19 protein-coding genes are annotated in these 18152 nt (G+C 49.2%); 13 read left to right on the top strand and 6 right to left on the bottom strand.

The annotated features are described in order from the left end of the window. From cbiE to cobM, 4 genes are all read left to right on the top strand, one after another. A partial coding sequence (gene cbiE / locus ACTF7Q_RS04375; RefSeq protein WP_438996637.1) for a precorrin-6y C5,15-methyltransferase (decarboxylating) subunit CbiE occupies positions 1–1216 on the top strand: 1216 nt, incomplete at its 5' end. Further along, complete coding sequence (gene cobI, locus ACTF7Q_RS04370) at positions 1213–1923, top strand: precorrin-2 C(20)-methyltransferase (protein WP_438996636.1); 711 nt, start codon at positions 1213–1215, stop codon at positions 1921–1923. The genes cbiE and cobI, both read left to right, overlap by 4 nt. Beyond that, entirely contained in the window at positions 1914–3770 is a 1857-nt protein-coding gene (cobJ, locus tag ACTF7Q_RS04365; RefSeq protein ID WP_438996635.1) for a precorrin-3B C(17)-methyltransferase, read from the top strand. Before cobI ends, cobJ begins: the two co-directional genes overlap by 10 nt. Beyond that, positions 3767–4570 carry a precorrin-4 C(11)-methyltransferase gene (gene cobM, locus ACTF7Q_RS04360; protein ID WP_438996634.1) on the top strand — a complete coding sequence of 268 codons (804 nt, stop codon included), beginning with the start codon at positions 3767–3769 and terminating at the stop codon, positions 4568–4570. Before cobJ ends, cobM begins: the two co-directional genes overlap by 4 nt. Positions 4571–4601: 31 nt before the next feature. Here cobM and ACTF7Q_RS04355 read toward each other — a convergent pair whose 3' ends face one another. Together ACTF7Q_RS04355 and cobA are read right to left on the bottom strand one after the other, a co-directional pair. Next, positions 4602–5960, bottom strand: coding sequence for a cobyrinate a,c-diamide synthase (locus ACTF7Q_RS04355; RefSeq protein ID WP_438996633.1), 1359 nt, complete (start codon positions 5958–5960; stop codon positions 4602–4604). Continuing rightward, complete coding sequence (cobA, locus tag ACTF7Q_RS04350) at positions 5960–6859, bottom strand: uroporphyrinogen-III C-methyltransferase (RefSeq protein ID WP_438996632.1); 900 nt, start codon at positions 6857–6859, stop codon at positions 5960–5962. Before cobA ends, ACTF7Q_RS04355 begins: the two co-directional genes overlap by 1 nt. A gap of 135 nt (positions 6860–6994) precedes the next feature. On the opposite strand from cobA, the gene ACTF7Q_RS04345 reads away from it, so the two are divergent. From ACTF7Q_RS04345 to hpf, 9 genes are all read left to right on the top strand, one after another. After that, a complete protein-coding gene (locus ACTF7Q_RS04345) occupies positions 6995–8086 on the top strand; it encodes a cobalt-precorrin-5B (C(1))-methyltransferase (RefSeq protein ID WP_438996631.1) in 1092 nt (363 codons plus the stop codon). After that, the gene (locus ACTF7Q_RS04340) at positions 8086–8835 is read left to right on the top strand and encodes a precorrin-6A/cobalt-precorrin-6A reductase (protein WP_438996630.1); all 750 of its coding nucleotides are present in this window, start codon (positions 8086–8088) and stop codon (positions 8833–8835) included. The genes ACTF7Q_RS04345 and ACTF7Q_RS04340 overlap by 1 nt, the downstream gene beginning before the upstream one ends. A gap of 98 nt (positions 8836–8933) precedes the next feature. After that, positions 8934–10877, top strand: a complete 1944-nt coding sequence (locus ACTF7Q_RS04335; RefSeq protein WP_438996629.1) for a 3-hydroxyacyl-CoA dehydrogenase NAD-binding domain-containing protein — start codon at positions 8934–8936, stop codon at positions 10875–10877. Continuing rightward, a complete protein-coding gene (locus ACTF7Q_RS04330) occupies positions 10874–11773 on the top strand; it encodes a DMT family transporter (RefSeq protein ID WP_438996628.1) in 900 nt (299 codons plus the stop codon). The genes ACTF7Q_RS04335 and ACTF7Q_RS04330 overlap by 4 nt, the downstream gene beginning before the upstream one ends. Then, complete coding sequence (locus ACTF7Q_RS04325; protein ID WP_438996627.1) at positions 11770–12561, top strand: sulfite exporter TauE/SafE family protein; 792 nt, start codon at positions 11770–11772, stop codon at positions 12559–12561. Before ACTF7Q_RS04330 ends, ACTF7Q_RS04325 begins: the two co-directional genes overlap by 4 nt. Positions 12562–12611: 50 nt before the next feature. Then, positions 12612–12815, top strand: coding sequence for a DUF2842 domain-containing protein (locus tag ACTF7Q_RS04320; protein ID WP_438996626.1), 204 nt, complete (start codon positions 12612–12614; stop codon positions 12813–12815). Between the two features lie 27 nt (positions 12816–12842). Further along, the gene (locus tag ACTF7Q_RS04315) at positions 12843–13409 is read left to right on the top strand and encodes a SprT-like domain-containing protein (protein WP_438996625.1); all 567 of its coding nucleotides are present in this window, start codon (positions 12843–12845) and stop codon (positions 13407–13409) included. After that, positions 13402–14046, top strand: coding sequence for a hypothetical protein (locus tag ACTF7Q_RS04310; protein ID WP_438996624.1), 645 nt, complete (start codon positions 13402–13404; stop codon positions 14044–14046). Before ACTF7Q_RS04315 ends, ACTF7Q_RS04310 begins: the two co-directional genes overlap by 8 nt. 160 nt (positions 14047–14206) lie before the next feature. Next, a complete protein-coding gene (gene hpf / locus ACTF7Q_RS04305) occupies positions 14207–14818 on the top strand; it encodes a ribosome hibernation-promoting factor, HPF/YfiA family (protein ID WP_438996623.1) in 612 nt (203 codons plus the stop codon). 19 nt (positions 14819–14837) lie between these two features. On the opposite strand, the gene ACTF7Q_RS04300 is transcribed toward hpf, so the two are convergent. The 4 genes from ACTF7Q_RS04300 to cobU are packed head-to-tail and all read right to left on the bottom strand — an operon-like array spanning position 14838 to position 17903. Continuing rightward, positions 14838–15461: a histidine phosphatase family protein gene (locus tag ACTF7Q_RS04300; RefSeq protein ID WP_438996622.1), complete on the bottom strand. Its 624-nt coding sequence runs from the start codon at positions 15459–15461 to the stop codon at positions 14838–14840. Between the two features lie 9 nt (positions 15462–15470). Beyond that, entirely contained in the window at positions 15471–16307 is an 837-nt protein-coding gene (locus ACTF7Q_RS04295) for an adenosylcobinamide-GDP ribazoletransferase (protein ID WP_438996621.1), read from the bottom strand. Next, the gene (gene cobT / locus ACTF7Q_RS04290) at positions 16307–17320 is read right to left on the bottom strand and encodes a nicotinate-nucleotide--dimethylbenzimidazole phosphoribosyltransferase (protein WP_438996620.1); all 1014 of its coding nucleotides are present in this window, start codon (positions 17318–17320) and stop codon (positions 16307–16309) included. Before cobT ends, ACTF7Q_RS04295 begins: the two co-directional genes overlap by 1 nt. Before the next feature lie 46 nt (positions 17321–17366). Further along, complete coding sequence (cobU, locus tag ACTF7Q_RS04285; RefSeq protein ID WP_438996619.1) at positions 17367–17903, bottom strand: bifunctional adenosylcobinamide kinase/adenosylcobinamide-phosphate guanylyltransferase; 537 nt, start codon at positions 17901–17903, stop codon at positions 17367–17369. Positions 17904–18152 lie beyond the last annotated feature (249 nt).

The following is an 18152-nucleotide window of genomic DNA, read 5'->3' as shown; positions in this document are numbered from 1 at the left end:
TATAGGCGTTACCGAAGCCGGGTGCATGGCTTTGGCACCTGATGCGCTTGCCTGTATCAAGGCCGCCGATCACATATTTGCGTCAAAACGGTTCCATGCCACGATTGATACAGATGGTATAATCGAAAGCTGGCCAACACCTTTTTCTGATTTGACCACTAGGCTCGAGGCGACTGACGGCAATATCGTCATTCTGGCAACCGGTGACCCATTATGGTTTGGCGTCGGTGCCAGTCTGGTAACGCATTTTGGTCATGATAGATGCGTTATCATGCCTGCTGTTTCTGGGTTTCAGATGGCGGCATCGCGAATGCGATGGCCGCTTGCCGATTGTGAAACTCTAACCGTGCATGGCCGTCCGGTCACTGGTATTATTCCCTATCTCTATCCGCGGGCGCGCCTGCTTGTGCTGACGGCAAATGCCCAATCAACCGCCGATATAGCCGCTCTTCTGGTTGAACATGGATATGGTTCGGCACATATGACGGTGCTGGGTGATATCGGCGGTGAATATGAAACCCGTTTCGATAATATAGCCAGCGCATGGGCGCATTCAGAGATATCTGATTTTCATATTCTGGCGATCACCATCCCGGATCATATTGGCGTCGCAGGCATGGCTCTTTCAGACAGTTTGTTTGAAACTGACGGCAAGATGACAAAGCGCGATTTGCGCGCCAGTGCACTAGCAAAATTATCGCCTTTTCCGGGGGCTGTGCTGTGGGATGTGGGGGCTGGATCGGGTGCCGTATCTATCGATTTTCTGCGCCATGCTCCTCGTGGAAAAGCCTATGCGATTGATCGCGATGACGCGCAGATCCAACGTGCGATGGCTAATGCCCGGCGTCACGGGGTTTCGGCTTCGCTTGATAGTCCAGGCGCTGCTGGCTATCACGCCGTGCACGCATCCTTGCCTGATGGGCTAGCTGACCTACCAACGCCGGACGCTATCTTTATTGGTGGCGGCCTGTCTCCCGCGTTAATAGCGCTTTGCCAGCAACAGCTTCGTCCAGGTGGTGTTCTTGTTGCCCATGCGGTCACGCTCGAAAGTGAAGCCATTTTGCTGTCATCTTGGCAATCGACAAAAGGTAATTTGACCCGCATAGCTGTCAATCACGCTGATCCGGTTGGCGGATACCATGGCTGGCGCGCCCTTATGCCAGTGACACAATGGGTTTGGCATAAAGACATTGATGCAAGTGGATCAAGCCTATGAGTTTAGGCAATTTAGGCAGGTTATATGGCGTCGGCACGGGGCCTGGCGACCCAGAACTAGTCACCCGCCGCGCATGGAGTCTGATTGCATCGGCTAAGGTGATTGCCTATCCGGCGCCTGACAATGGTGTCAGCTTTGCCCGTTCTATTGTGGCTGATGCCATATCTGGCGATGCTATTGAAATCCCGATGGTGGTGCCAATGCGAAGTGGGCGTATGCCAGCGCAAGGCATCTATGATCAGGGTGCCGAAGTGATCAAAACCCATCTTGATGCTGGGCGTGATGTTATTGTGCTATGCGAGGGTGACCCGCTATTTTACGGTTCTTTCATGTATCTGCTGGCACGTTTGCGTGATTATGAGGTTGAAATCATTCCTGGCATCACCTCGATGACAGCTTGTGCGGCGGCCGAAGCACATCCGCTTGTGGCGCGAAATGATATATTGACCATCTTACCAGCACCGCTTGACGATGCAACGCTCGAGGCAGGGATAAAAGCCGCCGAAGCGATAGTCATCATCAAGGTGGGACGCCATTTAGCGCGTGTTCGTAGCCTTTTTGAACGACTCGGTTATGCCGAAACTGCCCGCTATGTCTCTCACGCGTCATTACCGCATCAAACCTGTCACAAATTATCTGATGCTCCAGATGACGCGCCTTATTTTTCAATGATAATTCTGTATAAGGGTGATGACCCATGGCTTTAACCTCACGGCGTCCTGTTATGGTCGCATTGACAGCTTCGGGACTTACCCTTGCCAGATCATTGGCATCACGCATTGATGCCGATATTCACGGCCTGCAAAGCCGCTGTCCTGATGCGCCATATCTGTTTGACGATACAACAGCCCATATCGGTGCCTTATTCGTAGCCGGACGCCCTATAATTGGTATATGCGCATCCGGCATTCTAATTCGCGCGGTGGCGCCATATCTATCACATAAAACAGCTGATGCCCCCGTATTAGCAATGTCCGATGATGGAGTAAATATTGTGCCATTATTGGGTGGGCATCATGGCGGGCTAAGGATAGCCAAAGCATTGGCGTCCGAAAATAATAGCCATATCGCCGTGACCACGGCTGGCAATATCGTATGGTCTGCATCCTTAGATGAACCCCCACAAGGATGGCGCTTGGCAAACCCGGAACAGGCCGCACCCGTTATGGCAAACTTGCTGGCCGGAACCGGCGCAAAACGTGATGGCGAGGCACAGGCGGCGCTTGATACATGGCTGGCTGAGGTGCCGCATGGTGATGATGTTGTTCTGACCGCAACCATGCAGGCTCTAGCCCCCGCCAGCAATCAACTTGTTTATTGTCCGCAGCAACTTGTTCTGGGTGTTGGGTGCGCAAGAGGTTGTGCTACTGATGAATTAATACCGCATGTGCTGGCACATCTGGCCGCGCATGATCTGAACCCAGCAGCGATTGCGGCTGTGGTCTCGGTGGATATTAAAGCTGATGAGCCAGCCATAAAGGCTTTGGCGGCATATCTTGATGTCCCGTTTCTGGTTTTTGACGTTGCGCGTCTTGAAGCTGAAACCCCGCGTTTGGCTAATCCCTCGGATGTTGTCTATGCAGAAATAGGAGCGCATGGCGTGGCCGAGGCTGCGGCGCTGGCAGCATCGGGCATAAATGGACAGTTACTTGTCGAAAAGCAAAAATCGGCATCATCAACTATGGCGGTGGCCTTGCTTGATCAAATCTGTGCTGACATCACTATGCTTGGGGGGCGCAAACCCGGTCGGGTTATGCTGGTAGGGATTGGCCCTGGACAAAGTTCGTGGCGCACGCCTGAGGCATCACGCATGGTACAGCTGGCTGATGAATTGGTTGGATATGGTCTGTATATAGATATTCTGGGTGCGATAGCTGCCCATATTCCACGGCGAGATTTCAAGCTTGGCGAGGAAGAAGCGCGTTGCCGATATGCGCTGGAAACAGCTGCTACTGGCAAGGATGTGGCTATTATCTGTTCTGGTGATGCGGGTATTTACGCAATGGGCGCATTGGTATTTGAATTACTTGATCGCACAGATGATGATGGCGGTGTTAGTGATGCAGCGCGGCGTGTTGAGATTGTCAGCGCACCAGGTATTTCAGCGCTTCAGGCGGCGGCGGCGCGATCAGGTGCTTTGCTTGGTCATGATTTTTGCACCATCTCTCTTTCCGATTTATTAACCCCCTGGACAGCCATTGAACAACGCATTCATGCCGCCGGGGCGGGCGATTTTGTTATCGCCTTTTATAATCCGGTTTCGATGCGTCGGCGCAGTCAATTGGCAACGGCAAGAGATATACTGATTTCCTATCGTGGTGATAACGTGCCGGTTCTATTGGCGCAAAATCTGGGGCGTCCTGACGAAAACCTGATCTATCGTACGCTTGGCACATTAGACATTAACGAAGTCGATATGCTGACCGTTGTTATGGTTGGCGCGAGGTCATCACGGATGTTTGAACGGGGAACGGGGCCCGCGATTTATACCCCGCGGGGCTACGCCAAACATCTAGATAACGCTGTCTCTAAAGACAAGGAAACAAAGTCATGACTGTTCACTTCATTGGCGCCGGACCTGGTGATCCTGAATTAATTACCGTTCGGGGTTTACGTCTGATCGAAAGCTGTCAGGTCTGTCTTTATGCCGGGTCTTTGGTGCCAGAGGCCGTAGTGGCATCAGCCCCAGCTAATGCGCGTGTTATTGATACGGCATCCATGACGCTTGATGATATTCTGGCAGAAATTACAGCCGCACATGAAAAGGGTATGGATGTAGCGCGTGTTCATTCGGGTGATCCGTCACTATATGGCGCGATTGCTGAACAAATAAGGCGGTTAAAGCTTCTGGATATTGATTACGACATCACCCCCGGCGTCTCGGCTTATGCGGCGGCGGCGGCGGCACTGGGCATTGAATTAACCATCCCTGAGGTTAGTCAGAGCCTGATCCTGACCCGTACAGCGATGAAATCTTCGGCCATGCCCAAAGGCGAAGAACTGACAAGCCTTGGCCGCACAGGAGCCACTTTGGCAATTCACTTATCCGTGCGCAATTTACGCCAAATTGAACGGGATTTGACACCCTTTTATGGAGCTGAATGTCCGGTCATCATTGCTTATCGTGTTGGCTGGCCTGATGAGGCTTATATCCACACGGATTTGGCACATATGCACAAAGCCGCACAGGCGCAAAAAATCACCCGTACAGCGTTGATATTTGTAGGCAAAAGCCTTGATCAGGACATTGATTTTCGGGACAGTGCTTTGTATGACGCGGATCATGTCCATGTCTTGCGACCCCAGAAAGACAAAGTAAAGAAAGACAAAGTAAAGAAAGACAAAGTAAAGTAAGGCAAAGCAAAGTTAGGCAAAAACCTAAGCCCTAAGCCTCGACAGCGGCGATAATATGCGCATATGAGCCAGCAACGCTTCCCTTGATAAGCCCCATAGTGCCAACATCATTGGCCGCAGCATCTTTCGCATCAAATAGCGCCTCACCGGATATTCTGGTTGCTGTTGTATAATGAAATTCATGCGCCATCAGGGTGGAGGCAAGTTTATTGTTCCACAATCCTGGCTGTTTGGTGGTTAGCTTTCTATAGCCAAGATGAAGTTTGCGTTTGGCAAAGCTGGTTTCAAGCCCTAACAGGCCAGCCATGGCAAAGCGATTGCCATCGGCATCGATGATCGCATCACCCAAAACCATAAAGCCACCACATTCTCCATATATAGGCACGTTACGGCTTGCCATCTGTTGAAGACCAGCCATGAATTGAGTGGCGGCACTTAATCTGTGCAAATGCAGTTCAGGATACCCACCAGGTATGTAGACAAATGCAGCATCAGCATGCGGTGCTTCATCATTCAACGGTGAAAAAGGTGATATTGTAGCGCCTGATGCTGCCCATTCATCGATGATATGGCTGTAGCTAAAGCCAAAGGCCGCATCAGATGCAATAGCAATATGCTGGGCAGGGGCGTCAAGTGCCGTTTGCGATGATGCTTGTAATGAAAGCGGCTTAGCAAGTTTCTGAATAAGGTTCAGGTCAAGATGTGTTTCGACCAGCTTTGTTGCCGCGTCAATCACGCTATCTAAGCGACCAGTTGCGGCCAGATCAGCGGCTTGAATAAGGCCAAGATGGCGAGATGGCACGTCAATATCAGCCGTCGTGGGAATACTGCCAAGCATGGGAATGTCATAATGTGACATGGCTTCGGCAATCAGCGTATGATGACGTGGTGACGCCACATGGTTTAATATAAGGCCAGCGATATGTGTGCCGGATGCGCCTGAGCTGAATTGTTTCGCATGCTGGCGCAGAATATGATCAAGTCCGGCAGCTAGTGCGGCCGCATTTTGCGCTGTATTGCGTACATCAATGACCAGGATTACCGGCAGACCCAGATGACAAGCCAGATCAGCCGTGCTGCCGCGGCCATTATGCGTGCCATCAAATAACCCCATCACCCCCTCGACAATCAATGTATCGGCATTCTGGCGTGCGATATGCCTGTAAAGCAGGCTGTCAATCAATGTCGGTGTCATGGCGTGACTATCAAGATTGATCGCGGCCTGACCGGCGGCGGCTTTTAAAAAGGCGCTATCAATATAATCAGGGCCAGATTTTGCCGCAGCAATCGAGACACCGGCTTTCCGAAATGCATTTAACAGACCAAGGGTAATGACAGTTTTGCCACTGCCTGATGACAAACCGCTAACAACAAAGCCTGAGCACGCCATTATCCGGTTTCCGATTCTGACCTTACGTCAAGCGGATCAAGATTACGTGGGGGAACGCCCTGTATTTGTCCCATCCAGTCAAGACATTGCCGCATCAATGCGACTCTTCCTATACAGACAATCGCCGGTGCCCCGATACCCGATCTAGTGATATCTTCATGCGCTTTAACCAGCGTTGTTTCCAGCACCTGCATGTCATCGCGCGTTGCGTTATTGACTATAGCAACAGGCTCATGCGGGTCGCGGCCAGCGGCGATAAGCTTTTCACAGATATCAGGCATATGTTTGATAGCCATATACATCACAATGACCTGTGACCCTTTGGACAAGGCGTCCCAGTCAAGTGCTGATGGCATTAGGCCGGTTCGGTCATGTCCGGACAAAAAGGTTACGGACTGATTTACATCACGATGCGTCACCGGAATACCAGCATAGGCAAGACCGCCAATACCAGCTGAAATACCAGGAATAACTCGTAATTTAATGCCAGCTTGCACCAGCGTTTGGGCTTCCTCACCACCGCGACCAAAAACAAACGGATCGCCCCCTTTCAAGCGTAAAACGCGCTTGCCAACTTGGGCGAGTTCAATCAGGCGTAATGAAATGTCGCGTTGCTTTGGCGAGGGTTTGCCGCCACGTTTGCCAGCATATTCGATCACGGTATCTGGCTTTGCCCAGGATAAAAGCGCCTTATCAACCAAGGCATCATAAATGATGATGTCAGCTTGTTGCAGGGCATTTAGCGCATGCAAGGTCAACAATCCAGGATCACCAGGGCCGCCGCCAACCATCCAGACCCATCCAGCTTCAAAAACTGGCCAATCAACACCGTCAAGCGCTGGTAAAATACCGTTTGGCTTGCCAGTCCGGAGGTCAGAATTAGTATCATCCTGTGTCATTGACACTACACCTGTCTGATTTTGGTTGTTATCATTGGTCATTACGCGCGATATTATCCCTGTTAGCTGTCCTTTGCACGAAAATTTGACGGCAAATAAAGCGGTTATCACATTCAGACAAAATGACAAAAACCCATGACGCCAACGCTAAGCTCTAATTTACGGTTCGGATGGACAACGGGCACCTGTGCAAGTGCCGCGGTTAATGCATCCTACATGGCTTTGCTGACGGGTGAGTTTCCTGATCGCGTCACTATTGTGACGCCAAGCGGCAAAAACGCCGATTTGGAAATAGCCAAAACCAGTTTGGGTGCTGGCTGGGCATGTGCCGGCGTTGTCAAGGATGCTGGCGATGATCCAGATGTCACGCATGGCGCGATGATTTGCGCCACTGTGCGCTTGGGTGCACCTGATAGCGGTGTGGTGTTTCGTCAAGGGGCTGGTGTAGGGGTTATTACCAAACCCGGTTTACCCATTGATGTGGGCGAACCGGCGATCAATCCGGTGCCACGCCAGATGATGTGTGCCGTTATTGACGATTTGGCGACGTCGCTTGGCGGAACAGGCGATGTAGAAATTGAAATTTCGGTGCCAGATGGTGACAAGATTGCCCTGAAAACATGGAATCCACGATTGGGAATTGAAGGCGGTATTTCAATTCTAGGCACAACAGGCGTTGTACGGCCTTTTTCCTGCTCAGCATGGATTGCTTCCATTCATCGTGGCATAGACGTCGCACGGGCCAATGCCTTGCCGCATGTGATTGGTTCCACCGGTGCCACATCTGAAGGGTTTGCCAAAAAATGCTATGACCTGCCTGATATAGCGTTGCTTGATATGGGTGATTTTGTTGGCGGTATGCTCAAATATATGCGCAAAAATCCAGTGCCGCGTCTGACCATAGCTGGTGGTTTTGGCAAGTTGGTGAAAATGGCGCAAGGTGCGGTTGATCTTCATTCGGCACGTTCGCAGGTGGATTTTGAAAAACTGGCACTATTGGCAGAACCTTTGGGGTTTCGTCATGATGCTGTGGCCCATGCGAACAGCGTTCTTGAAATTGTGCAGATGGCGGACCTTGAACAGAGGCACGCATTGGCGACCCTTATTGCTGAACAGGCGCTTGATGCCGCAATGGCTTATCTGAAACGTGATGATATTGCGATTGAAATATTTGTTGTCAGCCGTGACGGTGCCTTGCTAGGGCGTGCTGGTCGTTTGGAATTATGATGCATCTGCTGATTTTAGCTGGCACAAGCGAAGCACGGTTCATCATTGGTGACGTGAAAGATGATGCACGTTTCAAGATTACGGCGTCTCTTGCTGGGGTGACACCATCACCAATCGATTTGCTGGTGCCGACTAGAAAAGGTGGCTTTGGTGGTGTCTCTGGGCTAGCCGATTATTGCGTAGCCCATAATGTTGATGCCATCATTGATTTAACCCACCCTTATGCCGAACAAATGAGCCAGAATGCCTATCAGGCGGCGACAATGGCAAATGTGAAGCTGGTAAGGTATGTGCGTCCGGCATGGCAGGCCGGTAAAGGTGACCATTGGCGCTATTTTGATAGCTGGTCAGAAATGGCACAGGCTCTTCCCGCAGGTGCCCGCGTATTTTTGGCAGGCGGAAGTGGGGCTTTGCCAGCGTTTCAAGACGCTCATCACATAGATGTCTTGGCGCGAGGATTGAAAATAGGTAATGTCAATAAATCACTTAATTTCAGATTTATAGAATCACTTCCTAATAAAAAATATGAAGATGAGGAAGCGCTTTTCAAAACTCATGCCATTACGCATATCTGTGCCAAAAATTCAGGTGGCAATGCCAGTATAGCCAAACTTCACGCGGCCCGTTCGCTTGCTTTGCCGGTCTGGTTGCTGGCGCGTCCTAAAGCCCATGATCAAGATAACACCCCTAATCAATTCATTTCTGGCGACATAGCTGAAATTTTGCGACATATTAAGGATATGCTTTAGTCTTGCATCATAGGTCAGTATGTAACTGGCCGTTATGAAATAGTGAGGCGGGAATAGTTATCAGTGGCGTGGTCTGATGCTCATAAATTGGAATAAAGATGAATGTAACAAGTGTTAAATATGACCATTGGCATGTCGAACTGGACGATGATGGTATTGTCTGGCTTGGCCTTGATGTGGCGGACAAATCGGTCAATGTGCTTGCCACCGCTGTTTTGCATGAATTGGCAGGCATATCAAAGAATCTATGCGATGCACCGCCAGTTGGGGTGGTGCTTTATTCGCGCAAAAGCCGCGGTTTTATTTTTGGTGCCGATATCAATGAATTTGAGGCGTTCACTAGCGAAGATGATGTCAAAGCCCATATTGACGAAACCCTTGAAACGTTTCAGCGCATAGACGATTTGCCATGCCCGACTGTGGCATTGATTGATGGCGTTGCCCTTGGTGGTGGTTGTGAATTAGCCCTTGGGTTTGATGTTATTATTGGCGTTGATGACCCTGCCGTGCAAATTGGCTTTCCAGAGGTGAATCTTGGGCTTTTGCCTGGTTATGGTGGTACTGGCCGTATGTTCAAAAGGGCAGGTCTTTCGACCGCTTTGAACATGGTGCTTTACGGTAAATCACTTAACGCTAGGGATGCACAATCATGTAACATTATTGATATATTAGTAAATAATAACAGTGACCTAAAACCAGAAGCTGTAAAAGTAATTAAAGCCTATAAAGGTTGTGAATTTCCAGACCCTCTGATTGATGATCCAGCCGATCTGATTGCTGCAGAAACGGCTAAAATTGAAGCGCGTTTTAACGAAAACAACACGCCAGCCCCATTTGAGATTTTGCGTCTTTTTGCCATGAAAAGTCCGAATCAAGCTCGGTTGATTGCGTCAGAAAGCCATATTTTTGCCCGCCTGATGATGGGTCGTGCCTCACGTGGTTTACGGCGTGTCTTTGCTTTGAATGATGCGGTGAAAAAACAAGGCCGTGGTAAAAGTGATGTTACGCATATTCATGTCATAGGTGCAGGTGTCATGGGCGGCGACATTGCGGCGGTAGCGGCAATGAGTGGGTTTACGGTTACGCTTCAAGATATCAATGCCGCGGCTATCGAGACAGCTGTTAAACGCGCCCATAGCTTGTATGATCGCCGATTGAAGTCTCCAGATATGGCGGCGATGGCTAAAAACCGTTTGCATGTTGATCCCACAGGCACTGGTCTTCATGACGCTGATCTGCTGATTGAGGCGGTTGCGGAAAATCTCGATCTTAAACAAAAAATCTTTGCCGATGCCGAAACCAAAATGAAAACTGGCGCGATCATGGCGACTAACACCTCGGCGATACCAATTGAAGATATTGGCGCTGTGCTGAAAAAACCTGAACGTCTAATTGGCATGCATTTCTTCAATCCGGTGCCGGTTTTGCCGTTGGTGGAAATTGTCCACACTGAGGCCAGTGATGCTGACGCGATCAAACGTGCCATGTGTGTATCAGGCGCCATGAAAAAACTGCCTATCGGCTGTAAATCGTCTCCGGGTTTTATGGTGAACAGGGCCTTACTTCCCTATTTATTTGCCGCTATCGACGCTGTAATTGATGGTGAAAATGCCGATATGATCGATCAGGCGCTTGTTGAATTTGGCATGCCCATGGGGCCCATTGAATTAGCGGATCAGATCGGTCTTGATGTATGCCATGATGCTGGCCTTGTCCTTGGCATGTCGGAAACGTCCAAATCACGATTACAAGCATTGATAAACGCTGGAACCATAGGCCGCAAGACTGGGCAGGGCTTTTATCAATGGGATGATAAAAAAGCTATACGCCCACGTGCATCCTATGATGCTGATGCGTTGCATGCGATTGCTCTGCGGTTGCTGTCGCCTCTTGTGGCTGAATGCCGGACGGCGGTTGCAGAAGGTGTTGTTACATCCAGGGATATGGCAGATGCCGCCATGCTGTTTGGTGTTGGTTTTGCCCCCCATACAGGCGGGCCATTGTTCTGGGCAGATGATAATCCAGCGTTGGTCACAGTTTGAAACCCGCGCCTGATAATGTCGGCGATACATCGACAACATATAGCAATCAGGTCATAGCCGCTTTGATGTGGATGATGGTTGGGGTGTTGATGTTTGCAGGTGTGATGCTCACTGTTCGTCTTTTGCTGATCGATTTGCCAACCACACAGACAACTTTTTTGCGCTATGCGATAGGAGCACTGATTTTGGTTCCCTTTGCTGGCAGGCTAAGCCTTGGTTTTTTGAAAAGTAATCATCGTAGCTTGTTTCTGATCCGTGCCTGTTTGCATGGGGCAGCGGTGTTTCTTTGGTTCTTTGCTGTTTTGCATGCAGCGCTGGCTGATGTAAATGCTATGCTTAATCTTGTTCCTGTTTATGTTGTGATCGGCGCAGCCGTGATGTTTGGTGAGATACTGACCGCGCCGCGCATGATCACAATTCTAGTCTCATTTAGCGGGGCTCTATTGATTGTGCGCCCGGGATTTGCCGATATTAATATTGGCATGCTGGCAATTTTTGCCGCAGGGCCAGCCTTTGCGTCATCTGAATTGATCGCCAAAAAACTCAAAGCAAACTACGATGACAAAATGATTATCATCACATTATCGATGCTGATTGCCTTGCTTTTGATCATTCCTGCATTGCTTGTCTGGGAGCCGATGACACTTTCACATTGGCTTGGCGTATGTTTGATCGGACTTTTGGCCACCTTGGCACATGTTGCCATAATGCGATCATTTCGGGGGCCTATGTGGGCGTCTCAATCAGGAAAATTCATCCAATTATTGTTTGTTGCTGCTTTTGGCTTCATCTTATTTGATGAAGTACCGGCCATAACGACATGGGCAGGTGCATTTCTTGTGATGTCATCAATTAGCTATATCGCCTTTGTCGAGGCGCGAAAGCATAAATCATGACCGGTTTTGAAATAATGGTGGATATGCCATTTCTTTTCTGGGTAATGGCAGCCATGTCAGTGCTGATGTTGTCCGTTGCCAAATCTGGGTTTGGTGGGGCGTTAGCCTCCACTTCAGTGCCGATCATGTTATTTGTGTTGCCACCTAAATTGGCTTTGGCCGTATTACTACCAATTTTCCTGATTACCGATATTGGCGTTTTATTTATATGGTATAAATTCTGTAACTGGCGAATTGTTTCGATCATGTGCTTATTTGCCCTCTTGGGACAAGTAGCTGGTTGGTTATTATTTGACTATTTTACCGACGTCGTGTTGACAGCCTTGATCGGTATTGTTGCCGTGGTTACGGGTGTAAAATACTGGGTCGATATCATCAGGAATTCAGCCTTGTCAGTTTTGGTTGAATATGTTGAAAAGCGTATCTGGCAACGAGCTGCCTTATGGTGTGGTTTGTCGGGCATTTCCAGCTTTATTTCCCTGTCAGGTGGCATTCCAGCACAGGTGTTTCTGTTACCACACAGGGTATCACGCCAAGCCTTTGTCGGCACGTTTAGCGTCTATTTCATGGTTATCGATCTGCTAAAGACACCGCTTTATCTTCAGCTTGATTTATTCACCAGCGATAGCTTACATATTTCGGCAATGCTATTACCCGTGGTGCCAATAGGTGTTTTTCTGGGTTGGTGGTTGAACAAACGTATGAATGATCGCATTTTCTATCATATATCGCATAGTGTCTTGCTGTTTATGGGCTTTAAATTGCTCGTTGATGCTTTCGCTGGTTAACTTTAGGCTAGATTCAGGGGCGTTTTGACGCCAAAAGAAAAGAGGTTTTTATGGCCAGATGGCGACATTTTACAGTAGCGGTAGGTTTAGTGCCAGCGTTGATTATCTATGTCGGCATGGTGATGGCACTGGCTGATTATATCACCAATATTCATTGGCTTATTGATCTGGTCTTTTATCTGCTGGCGGGTCTGGTCTGGATTCCGGCAGCTGGTAAAGTGGTTGGCTGGCTTGCCAAACATGAAAGTCACTGAATTGGCGCTGGTTAAGAAGGTTCATTGATGCGTCGAAAAAACAAAATCATTGATATTTTTTCTGACTTGATGGTTCAAGCAGGCGCGCAAACCTCGTCACGCCGCCCCTATCCGGCACCGACAGTTTCTGAACATGATCCCGAAACGCTGAAGACAATAGACCGACCGCATGCCGAAGCCCTAAATCTGGCTACGGATATGATGAAAGAGCATGGTCTTGGTGACTGGCGCATAAAGCTTGATCATGCCCGTCGGCGGGCTGGCCAATGTGATTATAACAAAAAAGAAATATCGTTATCGCGGCACTATGTTCGCTATGCTGAAATGGATCATATTCGAGATACGATTTTACATGAAATCGCACATGCGCTGGTTGGGCCACATCATGGTCATGATGCCGTATGGCGACAGCAGGCCCGCGCGATTGGATGCACGGCGACACGGTGTCATACACTGAATTTTTCGCATGCGCGCTGGATGATGCGCTGCCCTAATGGCTGTTTTGAAGTTGAGCGCCATCGTCGAAAATCGGGATTGCTTTGTGCCACCTGCAAAAGCCCTGTGGTTTTTGAACCAGGGAGCCAGCATGTTTGACTATGATTACAACCGCCAAAAACAGCTTGGTAAACAGCTTGGTGCAGCATTGCAAAGATTATCCAGACCTGAAAAGCGGATAACGAGCTTGCAATTTTTCACCGATGCTGAGGTTGCCACCCTGCGCATGGCCGCAAAGCAACAGGACTTTCGGCGCGCTCAAGGCGCAATCAATTATCAGGGGCGCTCTACATTTCAGGATTTTGATGTTTGTTTTCCAGCCCCACGCGAGGGTGTTTTTGATAATTTAGCTACCTATCTTGAAACGTCCTTATGGTCGGCGGGGCAAGCTTTGCCAAAAAACCCCTTTGTCCAGCCTTTCCGCCTTGAAGATTTTGCCATTCAAAATTATCCGGCAGGTTCACGAGGTATTGGTATTCATCGGGACGGGCAACGTTATCATCACATCGTGATTATCATTTGTCTTGGTGGTGCGTCACGCCTATTTAGCTGTGATGATCGCGCGGGCAGGGGGAAACGAACCATTGATGATCGACCTGGACGTATGGTTTTACTCTCTGCACCGGGTTTTAGTAACCGAACGGGTGAAGATGCGCGCCCGCTTCATGGCGTTGACAGGGTTACTCAAGGGCGACTTTCGCTTGGTTTCAGGGCAACGCCAGCCATTTCGATATAAATATCGACGAACCCCTTGCTTCAAATCATTATTCTTGTCACCATGGAATTCTGGAGCGCCCTTCTGCTCCCTCATAGCAAAGATGGGCGCGAATATTTGCGCTTCAGTGGCTGTTCATTTGTGTGAGTCAGTTACGTTTTGATTGAGGGAGATATGTCGTATGCAAATTAACATTTCAGGAAAAAATATTGATACCGGTGCGGCCTTTCAGGAATACGCCCATACTGCCCTGAACAGTGTCGTAGAAAAATATTTTCAAAATGCTGTCAGTGGCCATATAACTCTCGAGAAAGCTGAGTCTGGCTTTACTGTTAAGGCACGTGTTGCCTTGTCACGCCGGATCGAGCTCGAAGCTACTGGCCAGGCTGGCGACGCCCATACGGCACTTGATGCAGCGATGACACATGCTGAAAAACGTTTGCGTCGTCATAAAAGGCGTCTAAAAAATCATCGAAATACAGTTACGGTCGGCGAGGAAGAAGAAGCGATAATGACCGCGCCAATGCGCGTATATGCCTCGAGCGAACAGGTGCATGCGTCCGACGATGTAAAGTCTGATGATGAACTAGTGCCTGTTTTTGCAGATATGTCTTATGATATTGAAACGCTGAGTGTTGATCAGGCCGTTATGCGTCTGGAACTAAGTGGTGCCAACATGCTGATGTTCCGGAATGCTAGTCATCTTGGCCTGAATGTTGTTCATTTGCGTGAAGATGGAACGATTGGCTGGATTGATCCTCGTGGCATGCGCCGGATGGGGGTAGGTGCATAGCACGACCTTAACGATCGCTCTATGGCAGCGATTTCACCTGCCATAGGCCGCCAGCATGCTTTGTGCCGTGACTGGCATGCATCAGATGTGCTTCCAGATAGCCTAAATTTGGTACATCAAAGGACAAGGCACGGTCAGGTGCTATAGCCAGTATATGTGCCAGCATGGCCCGAATGGTGCCAGCATGCGCAATGAGTATCTGCGGGAAGTGAAAGTCTTGCTGTTCCTGAAACCGGCACCAGTTAGCAACCCTTGCACATTGCTGGACGAAACTTTCACCCTCAGGTGGCACCCGGTCTGCGGTCATATATGACCAATTATGCCGGGGCTTGTCTTCAAGTTCTTTCCATATATCAGCCACCGGTTGCTCATCCCATGCGCCAAAACTTTGTTCAACCAAGGCAGGTTCCATTTTTATCGATTGCGGTTGCAACTGTGTCATTAGCAGATCGGCCGTTTGCCGTGTGCGCTGTAACGGGCTTATGTGCCAATCTGCCCCAATCGGTAGTGATTCTAGCAAATGAGTCAGATCATGACTTTGATCGGTAATAGGGGGATCATGTGGTGGCAAACAGCCTGCCACTTTCTGGACAGCGGCGTGTCGGACAAAATAAAAGCGGGTGATTGGCGTGTCTTGTTCCATGACGATATATTATCCAGTAAAACCATTGGTGGACATAGCATAAAACAGCGTCATAAAGCCTATTTCGGCACCTATGATGCTGGCACCCATGACATCGCCGGAAAGGCCGGAAATCTGTCGTTTTGCCAGATGCCCAATCAACAATGATACGATCAAAGCTCCACAACTTGCGCCAAGCGCAGGCAAAAGCGGGAATAGATAGAAAAAAGGGATTGCCCATAAAGCAGTGCCGGTAATCACGATAATGAGGGCAGGGCGGCTAAGCATAGCGCCCAGTTTAGCGTGCGAGCTGATTGGGAAAAGGCAAAGCTGATAGATAATCTGCGCACGTGCGGCGGCTAGCGTGATCGCCATGAACAGTACTAGCATCACACCGTCATTAAATAGGCTGCTGATCGCCAAAAACAGAGTTCCACGGAATAGACTGACCAAAATCAGTGCCAGCACTCCATAAGAACCGATATGACTGTCATGCATGATGCGGCTTTTATCAGCTTCTGTTTGCCCACCACCAAAGCCATCTGCCAGATCAGCCAGGCCATCTTCGTGCATGGCACCGGTAATAATGCCAATGAAGCCAAGAGCTAGAATAGCAGCGCCGATGGGGGGCAGAAACGTCTGAATAGTAGGGAGCAATATACAGCCAGCACCAGCACCGATAATCATCCCTACTAGAGGAAATGCCCATAAGGAACGCGTGAAATCAGGGGTCTTTGATGGTTCAAAGCGAAACCAGAACACAGGAATCCGGCTTAACAGAATGAAAGCTGATGCACTGTCACCAAGCACCGAAAAGTTCATTAAATTCTGTTTGCTTGTCGGGGGCGTGTGCGGTTTCTTCGCCATTATCCCTCGCTTACGCCCGCTTCGGCAAAGGTAGCCATACCGTTGTGCGTTGCCAAAGCTGCACGAACAATCAAGGTTGCCACAGCCCCCCCACTCGCCTCGCCAAGGCGCATACCCAGATCGATAAGTGGCTGTTTACGCAAGGCAACGGCAAGGCGTAAATGACCTGGCTCAACCGACATATGCGAAATTACAGTATGATCTAGGGCGTCAAGCTTGCCATCGGCGGTCAGGGCGGCAGCGGCGGCGGTGCTGATGAAGCCATCAAGCATTACCGGTATCGAGCGCATCCGGGCAGCCAAAACGGCGCCGGCAATGGCAGCAAGTTCACGGCCTCCAAATCCAGCTAGCAAAGCCACCGGATTAGCATCTGTTTTGCCTTGTGTGTCTATAGCTTGTTCAATGATTTTGGCTTTATGCGCAACGCCGTCGTCATCAAGCCCGGTACCAGGGCCAACCCAGCGCGGGGCGTCACCGCCAAAGCGTGCCATGCACAAGGCAGCAGCGGCGGTCGTATTACCAATGCCCATTTCACCTACGACGATAAAATCACAATCTTCAGCAATTTGAGCCGCACCGATATTCATAGCCTCAAGAACTTCGGCTTCGGTCATTGCCGGCTCTTGAGACAGATCACGTGTCGGCTGGTCAAGTTCGATGTCGGTAACTGTCAATTTCAGATTAGCTTCATCGCATAGCTGATTTATCGCAGCACCACCAGCGGTAAAATTGGCCACCATCTGCCCCGTTACCTCTGCTGGAAAGGATGAGATATTTTGTGCCACAACCCCATGATTACCCGCGAAAACCAGACATTGCCCATTATTGATGACGGGCTTTTCCACGCCTTGCCATCCGGCCATCCAGACAGCTATGGTTTCCAGTTTGCCAAGTGATCCAGGTGGTTTTGTAAGCTGGTTTTGCCGTGCATAGGCCTGATTTTTGACCTCACCATTGGCGGCAGGGAGGTTGTCAATAATCTCAATTACATGTGCGGTTGAAGAAAAAATCATGAATGTCTCATATGAATTATGTGAAAAATAAACAAAGTTTATGGTTTTATGGTTTAAGTTTTGATATCAGCCCTGCTGTAACAAAATAGACATGATCTGCAAGTGCCGCGACATGCTGATTTAACAATCCACTTTCATCTCTGAACTGTCGTGATAAGGCGTTATCCGGCACAATCCCCAATCCAGTCTCGCTGGCAACACAATAGATTGTGGCTTGGCTGTTCTCAAGATTATGACAAAGCTTTTCAGTTTCGGCTTTTATATTGTGGTCACCTATCAACAGATTGGTAACCCAGACGCTCAGACAGTCAATCATCATAACAATTTGGGGGCTATTATAAAGTTTAACAGTATTGGCCAGATCAATCGGGGCTTCGATTAGCTTCCACGCATCGCCGCGCCGTTGCTGATGCAGGTCGATACGTGCCTGCATTTCGTCATCAAACGCCTGTGCTGTGGCAATATACAGAAGCTGGGCATCATCTGATGTCATAGCCTTAAAGCGATCAAAGGCAAGGTTTTCAGCTGTGCGGGATTTACCAGAACGTGCGCCGCCTAAAACAAAATGAATATCATGAGGCATTAAATTTCATCCTAATATCTGGCGGAATATACGGCCTGAACATATTGCTGTTCTTTTATACTTGAGCAGATAGATATTGGCAGACGCGGTCAACACATATCCCTTTATAAACGCTAGTCATTGAATATGACCATAATTATCTTGAAGGTCTGTCTGGATGAAAAGCCAAAACAAGTTTTCATAGATAAATATTATCTGTAAGCCAGTCATTAAATGGCTATAAGCTGGTTTTTCTGATGCCACAGAAAA

It is taken from the genome of Puniceispirillum sp. (SeqCode), from assembly GCF_965657105.1.
GTDB lineage: Bacteria > Pseudomonadota > Alphaproteobacteria > Puniceispirillales > Puniceispirillaceae > Puniceispirillum.
This window is presented reverse-complemented; position numbering and strand designations above follow the sequence as displayed.